16 protein-coding genes and 1 riboswitch are annotated in these 22,719 nt (G+C 69.7%); of the genes, 7 read left to right on the forward strand and 9 right to left on the reverse strand.

Annotation, left to right across the window (positions count from 1 at the left end):
- The first annotated feature begins 958 nt into the window (after positions 1-958).
- Positions 959-5,740 carry an ExeM/NucH family extracellular endonuclease gene (locus CHC09_RS10120; RefSeq protein WP_239138333.1) on the forward strand — a complete coding sequence of 1,594 codons (4,782 nt, stop codon included), beginning with the start codon at positions 959-961 and terminating at the stop codon, positions 5,738-5,740.
- Between the two features lie 57 nt (positions 5,741-5,797).
- Here the strand turns inward: CHC09_RS10120 and CHC09_RS10125 are convergent, their stop codons facing one another.
- Entirely contained in the window at positions 5,798-6,682 is an 885-nt protein-coding gene (locus tag CHC09_RS10125) for a LysR family transcriptional regulator (RefSeq protein WP_089292783.1), read from the reverse strand.
- A 91-nt stretch (positions 6,683-6,773) separates the two neighbouring features.
- Here CHC09_RS10125 and CHC09_RS10130 point away from each other — a divergent pair, with 91 nt between their 5' ends.
- Positions 6,774-7,118: a YybH family protein gene (locus CHC09_RS10130; protein ID WP_203833139.1), complete on the forward strand. Its 345-nt coding sequence runs from the start codon at positions 6,774-6,776 to the stop codon at positions 7,116-7,118.
- A 3-nt stretch (positions 7,119-7,121) separates the two neighbouring features.
- Here CHC09_RS10130 and CHC09_RS10135 read toward each other — a convergent pair whose 3' ends face one another.
- Entirely contained in the window at positions 7,122-7,757 is a 636-nt protein-coding gene (locus tag CHC09_RS10135; RefSeq protein ID WP_089292785.1) for a LysM peptidoglycan-binding domain-containing protein, read from the reverse strand.
- 4 nt (positions 7,758-7,761) lie between these two features.
- Positions 7,762-7,934: riboswitch (cyclic di-AMP (ydaO/yuaA leader) on the reverse strand.
- Positions 7,935-8,311: 377 nt separating this feature from the next.
- On the opposite strand from CHC09_RS10135, the gene CHC09_RS10140 reads away from it, so the two are divergent.
- The 3 genes from CHC09_RS10140 to CHC09_RS10150 all read left to right on the forward strand — a co-directional run bounded on the left by CHC09_RS10140 (position 8,312) and on the right by CHC09_RS10150 (position 10,936).
- On the forward strand, positions 8,312-9,550 hold the full coding sequence (locus CHC09_RS10140; RefSeq protein WP_089292786.1) for a saccharopine dehydrogenase family protein: 1,239 nt from the start codon (positions 8,312-8,314) through the stop codon (positions 9,548-9,550).
- 163 nt (positions 9,551-9,713) lie between these two features.
- Positions 9,714-10,322, forward strand: a complete 609-nt coding sequence (locus CHC09_RS10145; protein WP_089292787.1) for a GNAT family N-acetyltransferase — start codon at positions 9,714-9,716, stop codon at positions 10,320-10,322.
- Between the two features lie 20 nt (positions 10,323-10,342).
- On the forward strand, positions 10,343-10,936 hold the full coding sequence (locus tag CHC09_RS10150; RefSeq protein WP_089292788.1) for a hypothetical protein: 594 nt from the start codon (positions 10,343-10,345) through the stop codon (positions 10,934-10,936).
- Between the two features lie 195 nt (positions 10,937-11,131).
- On the opposite strand, the gene CHC09_RS10155 is transcribed toward CHC09_RS10150, so the two are convergent.
- The 6 genes from CHC09_RS10155 to CHC09_RS10180 form a co-directional block, all read right to left on the reverse strand.
- Positions 11,132-11,407: a DUF3040 domain-containing protein gene (locus CHC09_RS10155; RefSeq protein WP_089292789.1), complete on the reverse strand. Its 276-nt coding sequence runs from the start codon at positions 11,405-11,407 to the stop codon at positions 11,132-11,134.
- A 477-nt stretch (positions 11,408-11,884) separates the two neighbouring features.
- Positions 11,885-13,114, reverse strand: a complete 1,230-nt coding sequence (locus tag CHC09_RS10160; RefSeq protein ID WP_089292790.1) for a bifunctional glycosyltransferase family 2/GtrA family protein — start codon at positions 13,112-13,114, stop codon at positions 11,885-11,887.
- Between the two features lie 157 nt (positions 13,115-13,271).
- Positions 13,272-15,506, reverse strand: a complete 2,235-nt coding sequence (locus CHC09_RS10165; RefSeq protein WP_089292791.1) for an ArnT family glycosyltransferase — start codon at positions 15,504-15,506, stop codon at positions 13,272-13,274.
- Between the two features lie 133 nt (positions 15,507-15,639).
- Positions 15,640-16,704, reverse strand: coding sequence for a 3-deoxy-7-phosphoheptulonate synthase (locus CHC09_RS10170; RefSeq protein WP_089292792.1), 1,065 nt, complete (start codon positions 16,702-16,704; stop codon positions 15,640-15,642).
- Between the two features lie 201 nt (positions 16,705-16,905).
- The gene (locus CHC09_RS10175) at positions 16,906-18,594 is read right to left on the reverse strand and encodes a sensor histidine kinase (RefSeq protein WP_089292793.1); all 1,689 of its coding nucleotides are present in this window, start codon (positions 18,592-18,594) and stop codon (positions 16,906-16,908) included.
- A 3-nt stretch (positions 18,595-18,597) separates the two neighbouring features.
- Positions 18,598-19,335, reverse strand: a complete 738-nt coding sequence (locus CHC09_RS10180; RefSeq protein WP_089292794.1) for a response regulator transcription factor — start codon at positions 19,333-19,335, stop codon at positions 18,598-18,600.
- Between the two features lie 290 nt (positions 19,336-19,625).
- Between CHC09_RS10180 and CHC09_RS10185 the strand changes: the two genes are divergently transcribed.
- Positions 19,626-19,997 carry a tetratricopeptide repeat protein gene (locus tag CHC09_RS10185; protein WP_089292795.1) on the forward strand — a complete coding sequence of 124 codons (372 nt, stop codon included), beginning with the start codon at positions 19,626-19,628 and terminating at the stop codon, positions 19,995-19,997.
- A 9-nt stretch (positions 19,998-20,006) separates the two neighbouring features.
- A complete protein-coding gene (locus CHC09_RS10190; RefSeq protein ID WP_089292796.1) occupies positions 20,007-20,291 on the forward strand; it encodes a Smr/MutS family protein in 285 nt (94 codons plus the stop codon).
- Between the two features lie 7 nt (positions 20,292-20,298).
- On the opposite strand, the gene CHC09_RS10195 is transcribed toward CHC09_RS10190, so the two are convergent.
- A complete protein-coding gene (locus CHC09_RS10195) occupies positions 20,299-22,656 on the reverse strand; it encodes a M28 family peptidase (RefSeq protein ID WP_089292797.1) in 2,358 nt (785 codons plus the stop codon).
- Positions 22,657-22,719 lie beyond the last annotated feature (63 nt).

A 22,719-nucleotide genomic window follows, 5' to 3' on the forward strand; every position in this document is an offset into this window, starting at 1 on the left:
TCGGCCACTGACCCGGCCGCCACCGGTTGCCCCAGCGGTAGTCCCAGTCGTCCTCGTCGACGATCAGGGCCCAGGCTCCCCGGCGGAAGCCCCAGCGCACCCTGTCGCACTCGTGGTGGTTCCAGGCGCGGAACCGCCGGCCGACCAGCCCGGCCCGCTCGCACGACCACAAGTCGCGGTAGTACCCCACGGTCCGCTCGTCGTCCCCCGGGCGCTGGGACCCCGTCGAGCTTGCTCCGGATCGGCCGTCGGCAGGCGCCGCCATCGCCGGAGCGCCGGCCATTGTTAGGCCGGTCAGCAGGCCGAAGCCGGCCAGCGCCACCAAGCGCAAGGTCTTCTGCATCTTCATCCCTTCTGTCGCCGCCGAAATCCCCATAACCGTGACAGAACGGACTAAAACCACCTAATACCTCAGGTCATATTTTCAGCTTCTTGTTGATCACAAAAAGGCATCAAATCCAAGAACAAGGACTATTTCCCCAGTACGACCGGTGGAGTCCCGTGCGCGGGCTACGAGCCGAGTCCCGTGCGGCACTCACGCGATTTCCGGCCCACCGAGGTCGCGGCGGCGCGCCGCGGCCCGGCGTGGCGGCGGCGCCGCGCGAGATTCCCACGGGGCGTGGCCGAGAGGCCTGGCCAGGGGGCTCCATCGGTCGTACCGAGGGATGGGTTTATGGGGTTTTCGGACGGGCCGGGAGGCCGTTTCCGTCCCGTCGTGACGCCTACGTTTCGTTACCCGCTGTATAGACAGCCAACAGGTAACATTCCGTAGTGGACAGTCGATAGCGCGGGATTGATGGGTCGCACTGGTCATTAAGGACCGATTCGGCAGTGTCCTTAGTGGGTCCAACCCCTTTCTGTTACCTAACCGAGAAGAGATCGTCACCGGGCCTACCTACGCTCCGGCGCACTCACTTCCACAGAAGGACCTGTTTCGATGCGTCCAGATATACGTAGCGTGAGCGCCGCTGCGGGCCCTCAGGCTCTCCGAGCCTTCGGCGCCGCGGCTCTGGCGACCGCCCTCGGGTTGGGCTTCTCCGGGCCGGCGTTCGCGGCCGAGGCTCAGATCCCGTTCATCAGCGAGATTCACTACGACAACGCCGGTGCCGACACCGGCGAGGCGATCGAGATCCAGGCTCCGGTCGACTTCGACCTGACCGGCTGGCAGATCGTCCTCTACAACGGCTCCAACAACCAGACGTACGACACGAAGACCATCAGCGGCGTGGTTCCGGCCGCCGGCGTGTACGTCCAGACCTACCCCACGGACGGCGTCCAGAACGGTGCTCCCGACGCGATCGCGCTGGTCAAGCCGGACAACACGGTCGTCGAGTTCCTCAGCTACGAGGGCACGCTCACGGCCGCCAACGGCCCGGCGAGCGGCCGGACGAGCACCGACATCGGCGTCGCTGAGACGACCAGCACCCCGGTCGGGCAGTCGGTGCAGAAGATCGACGGCAAGTGGCAGGCCCCGGCCGCCAACACGTTCGGCACCCTGAACCAGGCCGGGACCGGCGAACCCGACCCCGGGCCGGGCACCGGCTGCACCACCGCGGTCACCAACACGATCGCCGAGGTGCAGGGCACCGGCGCCGCGTCCCCGCTGGCCGGCCAGAAGGTCACGGTCGAGGGCGTGGTCACCGCCGACCACCGCACCGGTGGCTTCAACGGCTTCTACGTCCAGACCGCGGGCAGCGGCCACCCGGCCGCCGAGGGCGTCGCCTCCGACGCGATCCTCGTCTACGCCTCGGCGGCCAACCAGCCCGCCATCGCGATCGGCGACCAGGTCCGGGTGACCGGCACGATCAGCGAGTTCAACTCGCTCACCGAACTCACCGTCTCGGCCAAGACCGACACCGAGATCTGCGCCCACGGCGCGACCGTGCCGACCGCCTCCGCGCTGGCCCTGCCGGCCACCGACGCGGTCCGCGAGTCCGTCGAGGGCATGCTGGTCGCGCCCGCCGGCACCTACACCGTCTCGGACCCGTACTACCTCACCCAGTACGGCGAGGTCGTGCTCACCGCCGGCGACAAGGTGGCCAAGGTCCCGACCGACGTGGCCAAGGCGGGCAGCGACGAGGCGGTGGCGCTGAAGGCCGCCAACCGGGCGAGCCGCATCCTGCTCGACGACGGCAAGACCACCACCCTCTCCTCGGCCGGCCTCGCTCCGCCGTACATCAGCAAGGAGCAGCCGATCCGGGCCGGCGACAAGGTCGCCTCGTTCGGTCCGGTCGTGCTCGACTACGCGTACGGCGACTGGCTGCTCGAGCCGACCACCCCGGTCTCCGCCGACACCCCGGCCGCGAGCCGGACCACCTTCACCGCCGCCAACCCGCGCACCGCCGCCCCGGCGGCCGTCGGCGGCGACATCAAGGTCGCCAGCTTCAACGTGCTGAACTACTTCGTCCACTTCGGTGGCGACGCGCGTGGCGCCACCGACGCGGCCGCGCTGGCCAAGCAGCAGGCGAAGATCGTCTCGGCGATCACCTCGCTGGACGCGGACGTGGTCGCGCTGATGGAGATCGAGAACTCGATCCGGTTCGAGGCGAACGACCCGCAGTTGGCGCTGAAGACCCTGGTCGGCGCACTGAACGAGAAGGACGGCGCGGGCACCTGGGACTACGTCCGGACGCCGGCCGAGCTGCCCGCCGCGACCGCGCAGGACTTCATCACCACCGCGATCATCTTCAAGCAGGCCAAGGTCACGCCGAAGGGCGCGTCCCGGTCGGTCAACGACGAGACCGTGTGGTCGAACGCGCGTGAGCCGATCGCGCAGACCTTCACCGCCGGCAGCATCGACTTCACCGTGGTGGCCAACCACCTCAAGTCGAAGAGCGCCTCGGTGGCGCCGACCGGTGACAACGTGGACGCCGGTGACGGGCAGGGCCCGTACAACGGTGACCGCAAGCGCCAGGCGGCCGCGCTGGTCGAGTTCGTCAAGGGTGTCGAGAAGGACAGCGGCACCGACAAGGTGATCCTGCTGGGTGACTTCAACGCGTACACCCAGGAGGACCCGATGCAGGTCCTCTACGGCGCCGGGTACACCGACGTGCACACCACCAAGGCGCCGGGCCGCAACTCGTACGTCTTCGGTGGCGAGTCCGGCTCGCTGGACCACGCGCTGACCACGCCGTCGCTGACCGACCGGGTCACCGGCGTCGACATCTGGAACATCAACTCCGTCGAGTCGTACGCGTTCCAGTACAACGGCTACGCGCCGTTCTACAACGCCGACCCGTACCGGGCCAGCGACCACGACCCGGTCGTGATCGGCCTGGACACCAGCGCGCCGAAGCCGGTCGACCTGCAGCTGCTGAACATCAACGACTTCCACGGCCGGCTCGAGTCGCCGACCACCGGGGTCGGCGGCGCGGCCCAGCTCGTCGGGCTGGTCGACAAGCTGCGGGCGGAGAACCCGAACACGGTGTGGAGCTCGGCCGGTGACAACATCGGCGCGTCGACCTTCATCTCGTCGATCGACGGTGACAACCCGACGCTCGACTCGCTGAACACGGGCGGCCTGGCCGTCTCCGGGGTCGGCAACCACGAGTTCGACAAGGGCATCGCCGACCTGACCGGCCACGTGCAGGACCGGGCGGACTTCCCGTACCTCGGTGCCAACGTCTACGTCGGCGGCAAGCGCGCGCTGCCGGCCTACCACGTCGTGAACGTCGGCGGGGTCAAGGTCGGTTACGTCGGTGTCGTCACCGAGCAGACCACCTCGCTGGTCAGCCCGGACGGCATCAAGGGCGTGGAGTTCCACGACCCGGTGGCCGAGGCGAACACGGTCGCGGCCGAACTCTCCGACGGCGACGCGTCGAACGGTGAGGCGGACGTGGTCGTGCTGCTCGCCCACGAGGGCGCGGCGACCGAGAACATCACCAGCGCGGAGAGCCTGCAGAACGACCCGGTCTTCGGCGAGTTCACCCGGCTCAGCGCGAACGTCGACGCGATCTTCAGCGGGCACACGCACCAGCCGTACGCGTTCGAGATCGCGATCCCGGGCACCGACAAGAAGCGTCCGGTGATCCAGGCCGAGGACTACGGTCTCCGGCTCGGCCGGGCCACCCTCACGTACGACCCGGTGACCAAGTCGGTGACCAACTCCACCGCCGAGCTGATCGACGTCAAGGGCTACACCGCGAACGCCGCCGTCGCCGACATCGTCGCCAAGGCCAAGGCGAACGCCGCGGAGCTGGGCAAGCGGGAGCTTGGCAAGATCACCAAGGACATCAAGCGGGCGTACTCGAGCACCGGGTCCGAGGACCGCGGCGCCGAGTCGGTGATGGGCAACTTCATCGCCGACGTGCAGCTCGACCAGACCAGCGACGCCGGTCGGGGCGGGGCGCAGATCGCCTTCATGAACCCGGGCGGCCTGCGGAGCGACCTGCTGGTCGGCGACGACGGCGTGATCACCTACTCCGAGGCGTACGCGGTACAGCCGTTCTCCAACGACGTGGTCACCCAGACCCTCACCGGCGCCCAGATCAAGCAGGTGCTGGAGGAGCAGTGGCAGCCGGCCGGCGCGTCGCGGCCGATCCTGCACCTGGGCTCGTCGGAGGGGCTGACCTACTCGTACGACCCGGCCGCGGAGCGTGGCTCGCACATCATCGCGTCCACGCTGAAGCTGAACGGGGTCGTCATCGACCCGGCCGCTTCGTTCCGGGTCACGTCGAACTCGTTCCTCGCCTCCGGTGGCGACAACTTCACCACCCTGGGCAAGGGCACCAACAAGGTCACCACCGGCGACAACGACCTGACCATGCTGGTCAGCTACTTCGCCGGGCACACGCCGATCACCGCGAAGACCGCGCCCCGCAGCAGCGTCTACGTTCCGGCGGACACCACGGCGCCGACCGGCTCGTACTCGGTGAACGCCGCCGACGTCTGGACCGGTCAGACCGTCACGCTCACCCAGTCGGCGCTCACCGATGACGTGAGCACCGCCGAGGAGATCACCCAGGTGGTCAACTGGGGCGACGGCAGCGCTACCGAGACGCTCACGGCGGGCTCGAAGGCGGCCACGCACAAGTACGCCGGCGCCGGCAACTTCACGATCACGGTGACGATCACCGACAAGGCCGGCAACTCGGCCTCGGTGAGCGGCGGTGCGGTGACCGCTGTCGCGCAGACCGGCAAGTACAGCCTGGACAAGGGCTCGATCTGGGCCACCCAGGCGGTCACCGTCCGGGTGAGCGGCGTGAACGGCACCTCGGTGCGGATCGCCTGGGGTGACGGGTACACCAGCAGCGCCTCCGCGAACATCCCGGTGTCGCACACCTACACCAAGGCCGGGACGTTCTCGGTCAAGGTGACGCCGGTGAACGTGCTCGGCGCGGGCGCCACCGTGACGGCCGGCTCGGTCAAGGTCGTCAAGGACGTCTTCGCTCCGACGGTCTCCCTCAACGTGCCCCGCGACGCCGGCGCGGCGTCGTCCTGGGCGAAGGTGACCGGCTCGTACAGCGACACCGGTGTCGGGATCCGCAGCGTGCGGGTCAAGCTGATCGAGGCGCGGGGCAGCTACTGGTACTACTACAGCCAGGGCAAGTGGACGAAGGCGTCCTCGCGGACGGTCGCCCAGGCCAAGGCCGAGGGCGTGTACGCCACGTTCAGCGGCAGCAAGTGGAGCGTCCGGGTCCTCGGGGTCCGGACGGGCACCCTGCGGGTCAGCTACTGGGGCATCGACAAGGTCGGTAACACCTCGGCCGCCAAGGTCTTCTTCCAGAAGATCACTCGGTAACACCGGGTAGCTCGGGAGGCCCTCGCCGCGGTCGCGGCGGGGGCCTTTCCGCTTCGCTCAGCCCATCGGTTCGAAGGCCGTGCGGCAGTGCCGCAGGAACGCGGCCAGTGCGGGGCTCGTCCGTTCCTGCCACACCAGGGCGAGCAGCGCCAGGATCTCGACGCCCTCGATCGGGACGCACACCAGGTCGGAGTGCGCGGCCGCCATCGATTCGCTGAGGACGGCGACCCCGAGGCCGCGCCGGGCGAGCCCGGCGACGGTGTCCGGCGCGGTCGCGACGAGCGCGACCTCCGGTCGCAGCCCGGCTCCGGCGGTGAAAGCCTGGTCGAGCACGTCCCGGATGCCGGTGCCACGGGGCAGGCAGATCAGCGGGTACGACATGAGCTCGGTGACCGTGACGCCGTCACGCTCCGCGAGCCGGCCGCCGGGCGCGGTCAGCGCCACCAGCCGCTCGCCGACGATGACCTGCGACGCGAGATGTTCCGGCGGTCCACCGGCCAGCCCCGCCAGGACGATGTCGAAGGCCCCGGCACGGACACCGGCGACCAGCTGGTCCGAGTTCGCCTCGGCCAGCTCCAGCTCGATCCCGGGGTGCTCGTGGTGGAACGCGGCGAGCGCGTCGAAGAGTGGGGCGATCTCGCAGCCGGTCACCATGCCGATCGTCAGGCGTCCACGGATCAGCCCCTTGACGTCGTCGATCGCGTCTCGCAGGCCGAGCGTCGAGTCGAGCGCGGCCCGGGCGTGGCGCAGCGCCGCGGAACCGGCCTCGGTGAGCCGGGCGGTCCGGCCGCTGCGCAGGAAGAGCTCCGCGCCCAGCTCGTGCTCCAGTGCCTTGATCTGGGCGCTCACCCCGGACTGGGTGATGTGCACCCGCTGTGCGGCGCGAGTGAAGCTGCCGGTCTCGGCCACCGCGACGAAGTACTCCAGCTGCCGCAGATCCATGAGTGGAAATTGTAGCTACTAGAAGAACTATGCGTTGGACTTGTTGATTGCGGCGCGAGAGGGTGGAGTCATGAGCGAACGCGAGAAGGCACTGCGACCGGAAGACCTGACCCGCCTCTTCGTCGAGCGCGCCAACGCGAAGGACGCCGAGGGCCTCGCGCTGCTGTACGAGGAGGATGCCGTGATGGCCTATCCGCCCGGCAGCCAGACCGTCGGCCGCGCGGCGATCCAGCGACTCTGGACGCAACTGCTGCCGAAGATGCCCAGGTTCGAGCCGGAGCCGCCGCTGCCCACCCTGATCAGCGGCGACCTGGCCCTCACCTCGACGCCGCCGAAGGACGGTGCTGGGGCGAGGGCACAGGTGGTTCGCCGGCAGCCGGATGGCACCTGGCTGCGGGTGCTCGACCAGCCGGAGTTCAACCGGCCGGCGAGCTGAGGCTCACAGCGCGAGCCGCTGACCGACCCTGAGGCTGTTCGGGTTGCTCAGGCGGCTCGCGTTGATGCGGTAAAGAGCCTGCCAGCCGCCTTTGACGTTGTAACGCCGGGCAATGCCGGAAAGGGTGTCGCCAGGTTGCACGACATAGGAGCGCGTGGCCTTCGGTGACGTGTCGTAGGAGGCCAGGCGATAGGTGACCGAAGTGCTCTTGCGCGTATTGGTCAGGCCGCGGCGACCGCAGGTCGGCCAGGCGCGGATGCCCTGACTGCGTAGCACCCGTTCGGCGATTGCGATCTGCTGGCTCTTGGAGGCGAGATTGGCGGTGGATCCGTATTTTCCGCCGCCGTGGGCACGCCACGTGGAGCGGCTGAACTGCAAACCGCCGTAATAGCCGTTGCCGGTGTTGATTCTCCAGTTGCCGCCGGATTCGCACTTGGCCACGGCGTCCCAGTTGACGTTCGTGGCGGCGCCGGCGGGAGAGGCCTCCGCGGTGAGCAGGCCGACAGCACCCGCCAGGCCGGCCACCGCGATGGCGAGGGTGTGTCGTACGCGCCGGGCCGGAGACGGCCGGGAAAGGGCGCGCGGCGACTGGGCTCGCCGAGACAGGACACGACGAACCCGCTTGTTCAGTTGAAGCATGAAGTTTTTCCCTCCACGCCTGCGAGGTGAGCTGTCGGGTTCGGGCCGAGGAGCCCGGCCGCTTGAAAATGCGGCTTCACCCCGAGGTGCGCTCAATTCGAGTGCACCGAGGAACTGTGGGTCCCCCGCTCCATGCCTGTGTGTTTGTTGACCGTGACCAGCAGGCAGGACTCGGCGTTCCGGCCACGGTGTCCGCTGATGCGGACTGCCGACGGTAGCCACTGCCGTACGAGACCGACATGTCCGTAAGCAGGGCCGGTGACTTTGTTCTCACAAATTAGCCGCTTTAATCTTCCTTTGTGTGAATAACCCCGGGAGTACTTCGGTCGCGTCGCGACTTGCCGCCTGCACGGTCGGCCGTCCGAGGGAAACCTGACTGCAACGCATATCGGGATCCGGAGTGACCGGAGGTCGTCTGCCGACTCTGATTTTTCGGCTACGCGCAAGGATTTGCGGGATTTGCGATGGTCTGGGTGGACCGCGTGGAGTCCGGGCGGGAGCTTGTTGCTGGCGGGTGTCCCATCGGCACGGTGCGGGGTGCACAATCTCCGACCATGAGCGATCGTTCACGTGACTTCGAGGTGATCGTCTACGGTGCCACGGGCTTCGTCGGCGTACTGGTGGCACGGCATCTCGCCGGCTACGCCCCGGCCGGCACCAGGATCGCGTTGGCCGGGCGCTCAGCGGCGAAGCTGGAGGCGGTCAAGTCCCAGCTCAACGTCGACTGGCCGATCCTGGTCGCCGACTCCGCCGATCAGGCCGCGATGGCCACCCTGGCCGGACGCGCGCACGTCGTCATCACCACCGTCGGGCCGTACGCGAAGTACGGCCGGGCCCTCGCGAACGCCTGCGCGGCCGCCGGTACCGACTACGTCGATCTGACCGGTGAGGTGCTGTTCGCCCGGGACAGCATCGACGAGAACCATGAGCTCGCTCGCGGCACCGGTGCGCGCATCGTCCACTCCTGCGGCTTCGACTCCATCCCGTCCGACCTGGGCGTGCACGTCCTGCACAAGCTCATCGCGGCGGACGGCGCGGGTGAGCTGACCGACACCACGCTGGTGGTGACCCGGATGCAGGGCGGGGTGAGCGGCGGGACCATCGACTCGATGCGCAACCAGGTCGACGTGCTGAAGAAGGACCCGACCCTGCGCCGGGTCGCGGCGAGCCCGTACTCGCTGAGCCCCGACCGCCAGGCCGAACCGAAACTGGGCCGGCAGAGCGACATGGACACCTTCCCCGCTTCCGAAGTGGATCCCAGCCTGCGTGGCCGCCTCGCCCCGTTCGTGATGGCGTCCTACAACACCCGGGTGGTTCGCCGCAGCAACGCGTTGCGCGACTGGGCGTACGGCCGGACCTTCAAGTACCGCGAAGCGATGAGCGTCGGCGCCTCGCCGCTCTCCCCGCTGCTCGCCGTCGGCACGAAACTGGGCCTGGGCGCTCTGATCATGGGGCTCGCGATGCCGCCGACCCGCTTCGTGCTGGACCGCCTCCTGCCCGCGCCGGGTACCGGCCCGAGCGAGAAGACCCAGCAGGCGGGGCACTTCACGATGGACATCTTCACCGTGACGACCACCGGGGCGCGTTACACCGCACGGGTCCGGGCCAAGGGTGACCCGGGCTACGCGGCGACGGCGGTGATGCTCGGGGAGTCGGCGCTGGCCCTGGCGCTCGACCGGGCCGCGCTGCCGCAGTCCGAGGGCGGGGTGCTCACCCCGGCCACCGCCATCGGGGACGCCCTGGTCGACCGGCTCCGTCAGGCCGGCTTCGAGATCACCGCCCGCAAGCTCTGAGCGGGACGGCCGGCGGGTGGCGGTCGATCGCCACCCGCCGTCGGCCCAGTTGATCGGCCGGAACGCGATCGGTAATCCGACGAATGGGCGGTCAAGAATCGTTAATCGCGAGCTGGGGATCGGCACTAGCCGCATACGGGTCTTTATGGGCAGGATTTGAGACGTGACCGCCAGCCCGCTGCCGCACCCGCTGACGTTGGCGGGCAATGGCATCGTGCTGCGGGAATGGACTCCTGACGATCTCGAAGATCTGGTTGCGATCCTGGACGAGCCAGACATTGCACGCTGGACACCGATGCCGTCGCCGTTCGACATCGAGGCCGGACTCGCCTACCTGAAACGTGCTCGGCAGGGGCGGCTGACCGGTCGGCGGATCCAGCTCGCGATCACCGCGGACGGGGGTGCTCCGCTGGGCGAGATGCTGCTCTTCGGGGTCGATCCGGCGCTGCGCGAGGCGGAGCTGGGATATCTGGTGGGCGCGCCGTTCCGTCGCCGAGGGCTGGCGGTGGCGGCGCTGTCGCTGCTCACCGACTATGCGTGCGGAACGCTGCGGCTCAGCCGGCTGCTGCTGCGGATCGATCCGGCGAACACGGCGAGCACCGCGGTGGCCCGGCGGTGCGGGTACCGGCTGACCGGGGAGCCGCCGATTCCGCAGGCGGGGCCGTACGGGCCGACGAACTTGGACACCTGGGAATACGTGGAGGGCCTGCCGGGCGCGCGGCGGGAGCGGCTGAAGAATGTCGCGTCCCGGCGATACGGTCGGCGTACCTGACGGACCGGGAGGTGCCGCGAGTGAACACGATCGGGTTTCTGCACACGGCCGAGGTGCACGTGGCGACGTTCCGCGCCCTCGTCGCGGAGCTGGCGCCGGGGTGGCGTGATCGGCACGTGGTCGACCCGAGCCTGCTGGCGGACGCGCGTGCCGGGCTCCCGGTCGAGCAGCGGGTGCGAGCCCGGCTGGCGGAGCTGGCCGGGGCTGACGTGATCGTCTGCACCTGTTCGACGATCGGGGCGGAGGCCGAGCGGGCCGGGGTGCTGCGCGGGGACCGGCCGATGGCGCGCGCCGCGGTCACGGTGGGCGGGCGGATCGCGGTGGCGTACGCGGTGGAGTCCACCCTGGAGCCGACGACCGCGCTGCTGCGGGACGAGGATCCGGACGCCGATCTGGTGCTGGTGCCCTGCCTGGAGGCGTGGAAGTACTTCGAATCGGGTGAATTGGGGCGCTACTACGAGGTCATCGCTGAGCGGTTGAGCGAGGTGGACGCCGAGGTGATCGTGCTGGCGCAGCCGAGCATGGCTCCGGCCGCCGGCCTGCTTCCCGGGCGGATCGTGTTGTCGAGCCCGCGCGCCGTGGTGCTGGCCGTGACGAGCGTCGAACAGGGTTGACCGGGCGGGTCGTGCCGCGGGCCCGCGTGCTGGTATCGGCCGTGACGAGCGTCGAACAGGGCTGACCGGGCGGATCGTGCCGCGGGTCCGCGTGCTGGTACCGGCCGCGACGGAGTCGACCGGGTCACGGATCGGCCGGTGCGGGAAAGCGATCGAGCCCGCGCCGTGCCGGGCGCGGGCTCGATCAGGTGGTGGTCAGCGACCGCGGAACTTGTGGAGGCGGTAACCGGCGGCGATCGCGGTGCCGACGCCCCAGACGGCGACGATCACGGCGGCGATCCACCAGCCGGCCGCGCCGAGGACGATCGCGACTGCGGCGATCGCGGCGGCGAGGAAGAAGAGGGCTAACGGTGGCCGGGGCGTTCGAACACTGAAGTTGCCGCCGCCCATCCGAGCGCAGAAGTCGGGGTCGTCGCGCCGGAGCTGGCGCTCCAGCTGTGCCAGCCGTCGGCTGTCCTCTTTGCTGAGCATGTTTTGCTACCTTCCGGTCGCCGCGCCGGTGAAGCAAGGATCGAGAGCCGGCTATCCCGATCAAAGCCCATTGTTACCTCTGAGTTGCCTCCGTGATACGTCTGCGTGTGCCGATTTTTTCGGCCGATCCACCCGTGACGCGGGTCGCTGAGCCCACGGAGTGAGATGACCGGAAAGGTGTTCGGTTACCGGTACAACGGCTTTGCCGTGTTTCGATGACGGTGCGAACAGTCCAAAGTACGTCTCACTTTTCGGACCATCGGGTCAGATAGCGATAGAAACGACTCGGCGCGGGGGTGCGGGAACGCGGTGCATGTGGTGGCGGTGCTTCGGGTTCAAGCTCGCCGATCGGGCGCTGTCGCGGCGCCTCGAGCGCGATCCCGGGACGGCGCTTCGGGCGCGGTCCCGGGATCGGTGTTTGCGGTGCGGTTCGGGGGCGGCGCTTCAGGAGCGGTCCCGGGGACGGGGGCGGGCGCTTCAGGAGCGGCCCCGGGAACCGCGGAAGACCCAGACGCGCATCAGGAGGAAACGGACCGCGGTCGCGATCAGGTTGGCCAGGATCAGGACCACCAGCTCGACGAGGCGGGACGGTTGAGTGGACGCGGCGTCGAGCAGGGCCAGCGAGCCACTGGTCAGCGCCAGCCCGATGCCGAACACCACCAGCCCCTGAGCCTGGTGGCGGAGGGCGCCGTCCGCGCCGCTCACCCCGAAGGTGAGCCGCCGGTTCGCCGCGGTGTTCGCCACCGCCGTGACCAGCAGGGCGATCAGGTTCGCCGCCTGCGCACCCACCCCGACCCGGAGCAGCGCGTAGAGCACCAGGTACGCCAGCGTGCTGGCGACGCCCACGCCGGCGAAGCGGATCAGCTGACCGGTGAGGCCGCTCGGTACGCCCTGAACCGGCAGCGGGTTGCGCCCGAGCTGCTGGCGCAGTGCCGCGATCGGCAGCTTTCCGGTGCTCAGCGCGCGGGTGATCCGGACGATGCCCTTCAGGTCGGCGATCGCGGTCGACACGATGTCGACGCGGCTGTCCGGGTCGTCCACCCAGTCGACCGGCACCTCGTGGATGCGCAGGCCGGCCCGCTCGGCGAGGACCAGCATCTCGGTGTCGAAGAACCAGCCGGTGTCCTCCACCATCGGCAGCAGCCGGCGGGCAACATCGGAGCGGATCGCCTTGAAACCGCACTGCGCGTCGGAGAATCGCGCGGCCATGGTCGTACGCAGGATGAGGTTGTAGCCGCGAGAGATGAATTCTCGCTTCGCGCCGCGGACCACCCGCGAGCCGCGCGCCAGCCGGGATCCGATCGCCAGATCGGAGTGGCCCGAGATCAGCGGCGCGACCAGCGGCAACAGCGCGCCCAGGTCGGTGGAGAGGTCGACGTCCATGTAGGCCAGCACGGCCGCGTCGGAGTGCGTCCAGACGTGGTTCAGCGCCCGGCCGCGGCCCTTCAGCGACAGGTGTACCGCCTCGACCTCGGGGAATTCGGCCCTGAGGCGCTGCGCCACGGCCGCGGTGCCGTCGACGCTCGCATTGTCCGCGATGGTGATCCGGAACCGGTAGGGGAAATGGGCCGTGAGGTAGCCGTGCAAGCGCCGGATACACGGTTCGAGGTCGATTTCCTCGTTGTAGACGGGCACGACGACGTCGAGCACCGGAGTGGTGACGAGGGTCGAACCGGTGTCCTGCGAAGGCATCGTCAAAAGGCTCATGAGAAACAATTTCCGCCCGGCTTCTTTGCGCCCTGTATAAGAATGCTGTGGGCCGACTGTGAGTGCTTCCGTCCGTTTTGCGAGGGGGCGTATCCGGCGACGAAAACGGGCGGCCCCCGTCAGGGAGCCGCCCGCGTCGTCCGGGTGTGGAGGGTGCTCAGGCGGTCGTGCCGGAGACGCCCGTGGTGAGGTCGTAAACGGTGGTGCTGCCGACGGTCTTCGCGGTGAAGTTCTCGGCCACCCATGAGGCGATCTGGCCGCTGTCGCTGTTGCTCGACCCGCCTCCGCCGAAGCCGCTTCCACCGATGAAGTAGTGGATCTTTCCGGCGGCCACGTAGTCCTTGAACTGGGCCAGCGTGGGTGAGGGGTCGGTGCCGTTGAAGCCGCCGATCGCCATCACCGGCTTCTCGGTGGCTAGCTGGTAACCGGAGGCGTTCTGCGAACCGACGGCCGCGGCGACCCAGGTGTAGCTGTCCGCGTCCTGCTCCAGCAGGGTCTTCATCTCGGTGCTGACCGACGCGGCGTTGAGCAGGCCGCCCATGCCCCCGCCGCCCATGCCCCGACCGCCGCGGTTGCCGCCGTCGCCCTGGTTCTGGCCGTCACCGCCCGGGAAGCCGCCGCCGGGCAAACCGCCCGGGTTCTGGCCACCCTGGTTCTGGCTTCCTTGGTTCTGACCGCCGAGGTTTCCGCCGCCGGGGAAGCCGCCCTGGTTCTGGCCGCCGGGGAAGCCGCCGTTCTGGCCGCCGGGGAAGCCCCCGCCGTTGCCACGACCCCCACCGCGACCCCCGCCGCCCGGCCCGCCGAAGCCGCCGGCGACCGACGGACCGGCCGTCGGGATCGACCCGCTGTGCGGCTCCGACGCGGTCTGCACGGCGTACGCGGCCGGCCCGGCCAGCGCCGTGACCAGCGCGACCACCCCACCCACCAGCGCGACCCGCCGGGACCTCCGGAACGAGGCGACCACCGCGACCGCCGCCACGATCCCGACGATCAGGACCGGGGTGCGCAGCCAGGGCAGGAAGTCGGAACTACGGCCCAGCAGCCGGTACGACCACCAGGCGGTGACCCCGATCGCCGCGCCGAGGGTCAGCGCCGCGAAGAGGTTCGACCGGTGCTTCCAGAGCAGGCTCACGCCCATGCCGACCACCGCGCCGACGGCCGGCGCCAGGGCCACCGTGTAGTACGCGTGGAAGATGCCCTGCATGAAGCTGAAGATCAGTCCGGTGATCAGCAGCCACGAGCCCCAGAGCACGAGACCCGCCCGCTGCAGGTCGGTCCGAGCCCGGCGAGCCGTGATCACCAGGCCGGCCACCAGCACGATCAGCGCGGCCGGCAGCAGCCAGGAGATCTGACCGCCCTGAGAGCTGTCGAACATCCGCAGCCAGCCGGTCTCACCCCACATCCCGCCGCCACCGGCACCGCCGCCACCGACGCTGCCGGTCTCCTCGCCGTTGAGCCGGCCCAGGCCGTTGTAGCCCAGCGTGAGCTCGAGCAGGCTGTTGTTCTGCGAGCCGCCGATGTACGGCCGGGCGGACGCCGGCACCAACTCGACGATCGCGATGTACCAGCCGGCGGAGACGACCAGCGCGGCCAGCGACAGCAACAACTGCCAGATCCGTTTGAGCAGCTTGGGCGGGCCCGCGATCAGATAGGCCAGGCCGTATGCGGGTACGACCAGCAGGGCCTGCAGCATCTTGGTGAGGAAGCCGAAGCCGACCAGGGCGCCGGCGAGCACGATCCACCTGGTGGAGCCGCTCTCCACGGCGCGCAGCGTGGCATACGCCCCGGCGACCATCAGCAGTACGAGCAGCGCGTCAGGGTTGTTGAAGCGGAACATCAGCACGGCCACCGGGGTGAGCGCGGAGACCGCGCCGGCGATCAGACCGGCCGCCGGGCCGAAACCGCGCCGGACCGTGGCGTAGAGCAGGCCGGTGCTCGCCACGCCCAGCAGCGCCTGCGGGACGAGGAGGCTCCAGGAGCTGAGGCCGAACATCCGTACCGAGAGTGCCATGATCCAGAGCGAGGCCGGCGTCTTGTCCACGGTGATCGAGTTCGCCGCGTCGGACGAGCCGTAGAAGAACGCCTTCCAGCTCACCGAGCCGGCCTGGACCGCGGCCGAGTAGAACGCGTTCGCCCAGCCGGACGCGCCGAGACCCCAGATGTAGAGCAGTGCGGTGCCCGCGAGCAGCACGAACAGGGAGGGACGGATCCACGGGGCGTCGGTACGGCCGAGCAGGTAGCGCGCGGGGCCGATCCGTGGTGGCTTCTCCGCGGGCGTGGTCTCGTCGAGGGCTTCTTCCCGGATCGCTTCGCGGTCGATGACCGGTGCGGGGGTTTCAACGGCGGCCGGGGACGGTTCGGTGTCCGTCGGGGCCGGCGAGGTCGAGGGCATCGAGGTACTCCCAGAGCTGGCGGATGCGTACTCGATGAACTCTCGGCGTCGGCGCTGTCGCGTCCTTGTGCCGCTACTGTGCGCTCCCTGTGAGTCCCGCCGACCGGGGCGGGACTCACAGCAGGGGGACGGGTCAGAGGGCCCGGCGCTTGGCGGCCGCCGCGGCGAGCCGGTCCAGCACGGTGACCGTGCCGTCCCAGCCCATGCAGGAGTCGGTGACCGACTGGCCGTACGTCATCTCGCCGCCCAGGTCCTGCCGGCCCGGCACCAGGAAGCTCTCCAGCATGACGCCGCTGATCGCACGCTGCCCGGCCTCCATCTGCCCGGCGATGTCCTCGGCGACGATCGACTGGCGGTTGTGGTCCTTGCCGCTGTTGCCGTGCGAACAGTCGATCACCAGGCGCTCCGGCAGCCCCGCCTTGCGCAGCAGGGCCAGCGACGACTCCACGTCCGCGGCGCTGTAGTTCGGCTTGCCGCCACCGCCGCGCAGCACCAGGTGGCAGTCCGGGTTGCCGGTGGTGTGCAGGATCGCCGGGGTGCCGGAGTAGTCGATGCCGGGGAAGACGTGCTGCACCGCGGCGGCCTGGATGGCGTCGACGGCGGTGGAGACGCTGCCGTCCGGGCGGTTCTTCATGCCGATCGGCATCGACAGGCCGGACGAGAGCTGGCGGTGCACCTGCGACTCGACGGTCCGGGCGCCGATCGCGCCCCAGGCCACGGTGTCCGCGATGTACTGCGGGGTGATCGGGTCGAGGAACTCGACAGCGACCGGCAGGCCCCGGCCGACGACCTCGAGCAGGAGCTTGCGCGCGATCCGCAGGCCGCTGCCGACGTCACCGGCGCCGTCCAGGGTCGGATCCATGATCAGGCCCTTCCAGCCGACCGTGGACCGCGGCTTCTCGAAGTACACCCGCATCACGATCAGCAGGTCTTCGCTGAGCCGCTCCGCCTCGACCTTCAGACGGTCGGCGTACTCGCCGGCGGCGGCGGGGTCGTGCACCGAGCATGGCCCGACCACGACCAGCAGGCGCTGATCTCGGCCGTTGAGCACATTCTCGACCTGCTTACGGCCGGCCAGCACGGTGTCGTGCATCTCGGAGGTGAGGGGCAGCTCGTGGTGCAGCAGCGCTGGGCTCATCAGCGGAACGATCTTGCCGATGCGCTGGTCGCGGACGCGCTGTACTTCGGGGGCGGTCACGGTGATCTCTCTCCTTCAACCGGCCCTGACGAGAGCCGGTTTGCTCGGGGCAAACAAAAAGGCAGCGACGCTCGTCGCTGCCTTGCCGGCTCTGGCAGGGTGTCTCAGGTCATGCGGTCATGGCCGAGGCACCGGCGCGAGCCGGCCTCGTAAACCAATAGAAAGACCACGTCCTGGACACGCCCGCCAGCATAGCCCGAATCAGGCCGCCCCAGGCAGATAAGAGGTGTGAAGTTCAGCAGTTGGGATGATCGCCTGCGGGGCGTGCGGCAGCATCACGGTGAAGATCGTCTGCCCGGGCCGGCTCTGCACACCGACCTTTCCGCGGTGCGAGCTGACCACGGCGTGCACGATCGACAGGCCGAGGCCGGTGCTGCCGGCCGCCCGGGACCGCGAGCTGTCCCCGCGGGCGAAGCGTTCGAAGATGTGCGGGACCAGCTCAGGATTGATGCCCGGGCCGTTGTCGATCACCTGGAGCACCGCCGCGTTCGGCATGGTGCCGACCTTGACCGTGACCGTCGAGCCCTCCGGGGTGTGGGTGCGGGCGTTGGCCAGCAGGTTCGCGACCACCTGATGCAGCCGGGCGCCGTCGCCGATCACGGTGACCGGCTCGTCCGGCAGGTCGAGCTGCCAGTAGTGGCGCGGGCCGGCGGCGTGCGCGTCGCTGGTCGCGTCGACGGCCAGCATGGTCAGGTCGACCGGGTCCTGGGCGAGCGGCCGGCCGGCGTCCAGCCGGGCCAGCAGCAGCAGATCCTCGACCAGGGTGGTCATCCGCTTCGCCTCGGACTCGACCCGGCCCAGCACGTGGGCCAGCTCGTCCGGGATCGGCTGCCGGCTGCGCCGGCTCAGCTCGGCGTAGCCACGGATCGCCGCCAGCGGCGTGCGCAGCTCGTGGCTCGCGTCCGCGACGAACTGCCGGACCTGCATCTCGCTGGCGTGCCGCGCCTCCAGGGCGTTGCCGACGTGGTCAAGCATGCGGTTCAGGGCGGCGCCGACCTGGCCGACCTCGGTCCGTGGGTCAGTGTCGGCCTCGGGCACTCGCTGCGCGAGTTGCACCGCGCCGCGGTCCAGGCGGAGCTCGGCGACGCGGCTCGCGGTCGCCGCGACCCGATCAAGAGGCTTGAGGGTACGACGGATGATGAGCGCCCCCGCCCAACCCGCGATCAGCAGCGAACCCAGGATGACGCACCCGGTGAACCCGGCGACGGCGAGCAGCGTCGAGTTGGCGTCGGAGAGCGGTATCGCGAGGACGGAGTAGCCGGCATCCTGAATGTCCGAGCTGCTGCCCGGCCGGCCCGTGCGTGTCCGAACGATCGAAACTCGGTAGTTGCCATGATTCCCGACGGAGACGGTCTCCTTCTCCTCGCCCGGATCGACCGAGAGCAGTGCGGCCATCTCCGTGTCCGTCAAATCCTGGTACTGGAAGTAAATGTAGTGACCGGAGCTCATCATTGTTGGGGTGGCCCGATTCTGAATCAGGCCACCCTCCAGCTTGGCCATCGACGAATTCAGGGTGAGATTGATCCATCCCGCTCGTGCGCCGGGCGGGAAGTTCGGGCCCTCGTCCTGGGCCGGGTCATTCGATCCGGGACCCTTCTGCCCACCCGTATTTTTGGGGATCGCACCCTGGTCCGGGCCACTGGATCCGGAATTTCGTTGCCAATCCGAACCTCTGGGGCCGCCGGCCATCAGCCGCTGGACCTCGCCCAGTCGATCGTCGATCTGGTCGTAGAGGGACTGCTTGAGGTAGAGCTCGGCGGTGCCGCCGACGACGAGGCCCAGCACCGCGAGCAGGGCGATCATGGTGGTGACCAGCCGGGTGCGCAGCGGCCAGCCCGCCGGGCTGCGCCAGCGGGCGGGGCGGGGGTGGGCCGGGTCGGCGGCGCGCATGGGTCAGTCGGCCGGTTTGAGGACGTAGCCGGCACCGCGCATGGTGTGGATCATCGGGGCGCGGCCGGCGTCGATCTTCTTGCGCAGGTACGAGATGTACAGCTCGACGACGTTGGCCTGCCCGCCGAAGTCGTAGTTCCAGACCCGGTCCAGGATCTGCGGCTTGCTCAGCACCCGGCGCGGGTTGCGCATCAGGTAGCGCAGCAGCTCGAACTCGGTCGCGGTCAGGGTGATCAGGTCGCCGCCGCGGCGCACCTCGTGCGAGTCCTCGTCCAGGCTCAGGTCACCGACGATGAGCTGCGATTCGGTACGCATCGGGGCGTGCCCCATCCGGCGCATCAGCCCGCGCAGCCGGGCCACCACCTCTTCCAGGCTGAACGGCTTGGTGACGTAGTCGTCGCCACCGGCGGTGAGCCCGGTGATCCGGTCCTCGACCGCGTCCTTCGCGGTCAGAAAGAGCACCGGCACCTCGGGTGCCTCTCCGCGCAGCCGGCGCAGCACCTCCAGCCCGTCGATGTCCGGAAGCATCATGTCCAGGACGACGGCGTCCGGCCGGAAGTCCCGGGCCGTACGCACCGCGGTCAGCCCGTCGCCGGCGCTCTTGACCTCCCAGCCCTCGTAGCGGAGGGCCATCGAGAGGAGCTCGGCCAGCGTCGGCTCGTCATCCACCACGAGCACCCGAACCGGGGTTCCGTCCGGCCGCCGGAGTTCGGTGCTGGAGTCTGCGTTCGCCATCGTCATGCCCCCTACTGTGGTGGGCGACGCTCTGCGCCGGCTTTCCATTTCCTGTGTAGCAGCTGTGAGCCTGGCGTACAGGAAGATCGTCTCCCCCGCACAGCGGGTTGATACGGCGCGCCGTCATGGTCTTCGGCATGGCCTTCCGTACGTCAAGCGTTAGCGGCATTTCTCCGCCGTTCTTCTGGGTGTTTCAGATGTTTCGCCGGGAACCGTGAGCCTCGGAACACTCGCTGTGGCCTCGATGTTGTGCAAGCGTTGGTCATTGTCGGCGGCGCGAGCGTGGGGAGCTGCACGTGGATCTTCTCGAGGAGTACCGCAGGGCCAATTTCTTCTTCGAGTCCGGTGACCCGCTCGGCGCGGCCAAGCTGCTCGAACCGATAGTCGAGGCGGAGCCGCACAACACCGCGGTCCGTCAGTTACTCGCCCGGGCCTACTTCAACTCGGCCCAGCTGAGCCGCGCGGAGACGCAGCTCAGAGCACTGATCGAGCATGATCCTTCGGACCATTACGCGCACCACGTGCTCGGCCGGACCCTGGAACGGGCCGGCCGTTTCCGTGAGGCGCTGCCGCACCTGCGGCTGGCCGTCGCGATGAAGCAGCAGACCGACTACCAGGAGGCGCTGCGCCGCGTCGAGGCCTGGCTCGGCAAGTCGGCCGCGGAATAAGGTCTGATCATGAAGCTGAAGCTGGACCTGCACGACATCTTCAACAAGGGCCAAGAGATCGACCGGGCCCTGCGGGGGATCATCGACGAGGCGATCCAGAAGAAGGCGACCCTCGTCGAGATCATCCCGGGCAAGGGCAGCGGCGCGCTGAAGAAGAAGGTGATCCGCTTCCTCGACCAGAAGGAGATCAAGCAGCTCTACCACCGGGTGGAGAAGGACGGCGACAACTGGGGCCGCCTCTTCGTGCACTTCCGCTTCGACGCCCCGACCGGCCGCCGCGGCCGGGGTCGGTGATCTCGGGTCAGAAGTTGTAGGTCTTGGTGACGGCGACCATCTCGCTGCTGTGCGAGCCGAGGACGCCGACGCCGGACGGACGGGCCTGGAAACCGGGCATCTCGGTGATGTTGTCGCTGGCGTCCATCGCCCGCACCTTCACCGGCCCGGTGCCGTGGATCGTCAGCACGACCTTCACCCCCTCGGCCGGTGGGGCGTGGAAGACGAAGCCGAAGCCCCACCCGCCGCCGGCGGACTTGTCGACCGGGACCGTCTGGCCGCCGATCGTGGCGCTGACGACCTGGGTCGCCGCGGCCACGTGCAGGGTGGTGAAGCGGACCGCGCGTTGCGGTTTGAGCAGCAGGCTGACGACCCGGTCACCGTTCGCCGCCGGGACCTCGGACTCCTCGGTGACCTCCGGCGCGGGCAGGACGGCGGCCTGGGCGGGGCCGGTCCGCAACTCGGCCGCCCCGAACGCCGGCAGGGTCTCGGCCACCGGCTTCGGGTCGCCGGAGACGTACCGCGAGGTCCACTCCTGGGTGCTCGCCTCCGAACTGAGCCACTGGGCCCTGCCGGTGTCGGCGTCCAGCGCGTACATCAACTGGGTGAGCGCCGGGTGGCCGGCGTCGAACCGGTCCACGACCAGGCCGGCCACCGTGCAGGCAATCGCCACGAGCGCGGCGACCAGGGTGGCCAGCGTGCCCCTGCGGCGGGCGCGTAGCGCGGGCAGGCCCTGGACCGGCTCGGCGGACGGGTGGATCAGGTCGATCACCGGCAGCAGCGCCAGCAGGAGCAGCACGGTCAGGAACGCGCCCGCGGCGCCCATCCCCATGCCCAGCGCGGGGAAGAGCATGACGACGGTGGGCAGCAGGATCACCACGGCGACTCCGGCGCCGACGGTGATCGCGGCGGTCGCGGCCCACTCCCGTACGAAGAGGGCCACCAGGGCGGCGAGCGCGCCGGCCAGCGCCGGCAGCGTCGCCAGGTAGGCGCCGCCCGGGGTGAGCGCGGCCAGCAGCACGCCGAGCCCGGCGAGCCAGCCCAGACCGGCGACGGCCAGCGCGGCCGCGCCGAGCCGGCGGCGCAACAGGGCGAACCAGCAGAACACCACGGCCGCGGCGATCGCGACCACCGCGACGCGGTAGAAGCCCGGACGGTACGGATCGATCGGCAACGCTCCGTACTCCGGACGGATCAGGGTCAGCACCGTCCAGAACAGCTGGGCCAGGACCACCGAGACCACGATCGGAGCCAGCGTGAACGCCCCCGCGATGGCCAGGCGTTTCCCGGTCAGCCGGCCCCGTCGCCGGGCCAGCACGGCCAGCGCCCCGACCGCGAGCACCGCCAGCACGGCCAGCGGCCAGACCAGCCCACCCGGGTAGCGGACCAGCAGGCCGGGCACCGGGAAGTAGGTGGCGTCCCCGCCGGGGTGCCGGACCTCGTCCAGATCGATGCCGGCCAGCTCACGGGTGACCGCCAGCGCGTTCGCCCCGTGGTGCTGCAGGCTGTCGCGGTCCATCGACGACGGCAGGTCGGTGGGCGCGTGGTACACCGCCGCGCCGTCGATGTACGCCGAGTTCAGACCGGCGAAACCGGCCTCGCGGAACGACGTGAAGTCGGTGTCGTTCGGCAGCCGGCGGTAGATCTCGACGGCGAACGACGTGCCGACCGGGTAGGGCGCGTGCGCGTACGCCCCGACCAGCTTCGCGTTCCCCTCCGAGGTCTCGAACATGATCGCCGGGCCGGAGCTGCCGCGCGCCTCCAGGTTCAGCACCACGCCGCCCTCACGGGCCAGTTCGTTCTGCCGGACGAACGCCTCGGCCCCGCAGAGGCAGGCCTCCTCGGCGTCGGTGAGCACCAGCACCACGTCGTTTCGCGGCTTGGCGCCCTTGGTCAGGGCGCGGGCCGTCTCCAGGATGGTGGAGGTGCCGGCCGCGTCGTCGTTGCCGCCCGGGCCGGTCTGCGCCGAGTCGTAGTGCGCGACCAGGAAGATCCGCCCGGTGGAGGCGCTGCCCGGGATCACCGCGACCACGTTGCGCACCCGGGCCAGGCCGGTGCCGCCCGCGCTGGCGGAGAGCTCACCGCCCTGCACCGAGACGGTGTCCTGCACCTGCGGGCTCAGGCCCAGGCCGCGCAGGGTCTCGACGAGGTAGTCGCGCACCCGGTCGTTGGCGGCGCTTCCGGCCGGGTGGGGGAGGGCGGCGATCGTACGGACGGATTGGAAGGCTCTCTCGGCGCTGAACTCGTCGGCCGGTGCGGAGGCCGGAACCGCGGGCGGCGGCAGGATCGAGCGGACCGCGGCGAAGCCCGCCAGGGCGAGCACGGCGAGGACGGCCAGCGCGGCGAAGCCGCGCCGAGCCGGCCGGAGAAGAGCGGCGTCACGCATGGGTGACATCTAATCGTGGAGGTACGACATCCGGGTACCCGGTAGATCGATTGGCGCGTGCAA

Source organism: Actinoplanes regularis (genome assembly GCF_900188005.1).
GTDB lineage: Bacteria > Actinomycetota > Actinomycetes > Mycobacteriales > Micromonosporaceae > Actinoplanes > Actinoplanes regularis.

What these genes read in the sequence shown, in the direction of transcription:
- CHC09_RS10135 (WP_089292785.1), bottom strand. Translation starts at nt 7,757, where the DNA reads ATGCTTCAACTGAACAAGCGGGTTCGTCGTGTCCTGTCTCGGCGAGCC.
- CHC09_RS10190 (WP_089292796.1), top strand. Translation starts at nt 20,007, where the DNA reads ATGAAGCTGAAGCTGGACCTGCACGACATCTTCAACAAGGGCCAAGAG.
- CHC09_RS10165 (WP_089292791.1), bottom strand. Translation starts at nt 15,506, where the DNA reads ATGCCCTCGACCTCGCCGGCCCCGACGGACACCGAACCGTCCCCGGCC.
- CHC09_RS10160 (WP_089292790.1), bottom strand. Translation starts at nt 13,114, where the DNA reads ATGAGCCTTTTGACGATGCCTTCGCAGGACACCGGTTCGACCCTCGTC.
- CHC09_RS10155 (WP_089292789.1), bottom strand. Translation starts at nt 11,407, where the DNA reads ATGCTCAGCAAAGAGGACAGCCGACGGCTGGCACAGCTGGAGCGCCAG.
- CHC09_RS10175 (WP_089292793.1), bottom strand. Translation starts at nt 18,594, where the DNA reads ATGCGCGCCGCCGACCCGGCCCACCCCCGCCCCGCCCGCTGGCGCAGC.
- CHC09_RS10195 (WP_089292797.1), bottom strand. Translation starts at nt 22,656, where the DNA reads ATGCGTGACGCCGCTCTTCTCCGGCCGGCTCGGCGCGGCTTCGCCGCG.
- CHC09_RS10125 (WP_089292783.1), bottom strand. Translation starts at nt 6,682, where the DNA reads ATGGATCTGCGGCAGCTGGAGTACTTCGTCGCGGTGGCCGAGACCGGC.
- CHC09_RS10140 (WP_089292786.1), top strand. Translation starts at nt 8,312, where the DNA reads ATGAGCGATCGTTCACGTGACTTCGAGGTGATCGTCTACGGTGCCACG.
- CHC09_RS10180 (WP_089292794.1), bottom strand. Translation starts at nt 19,335, where the DNA reads ATGACGATGGCGAACGCAGACTCCAGCACCGAACTCCGGCGGCCGGAC.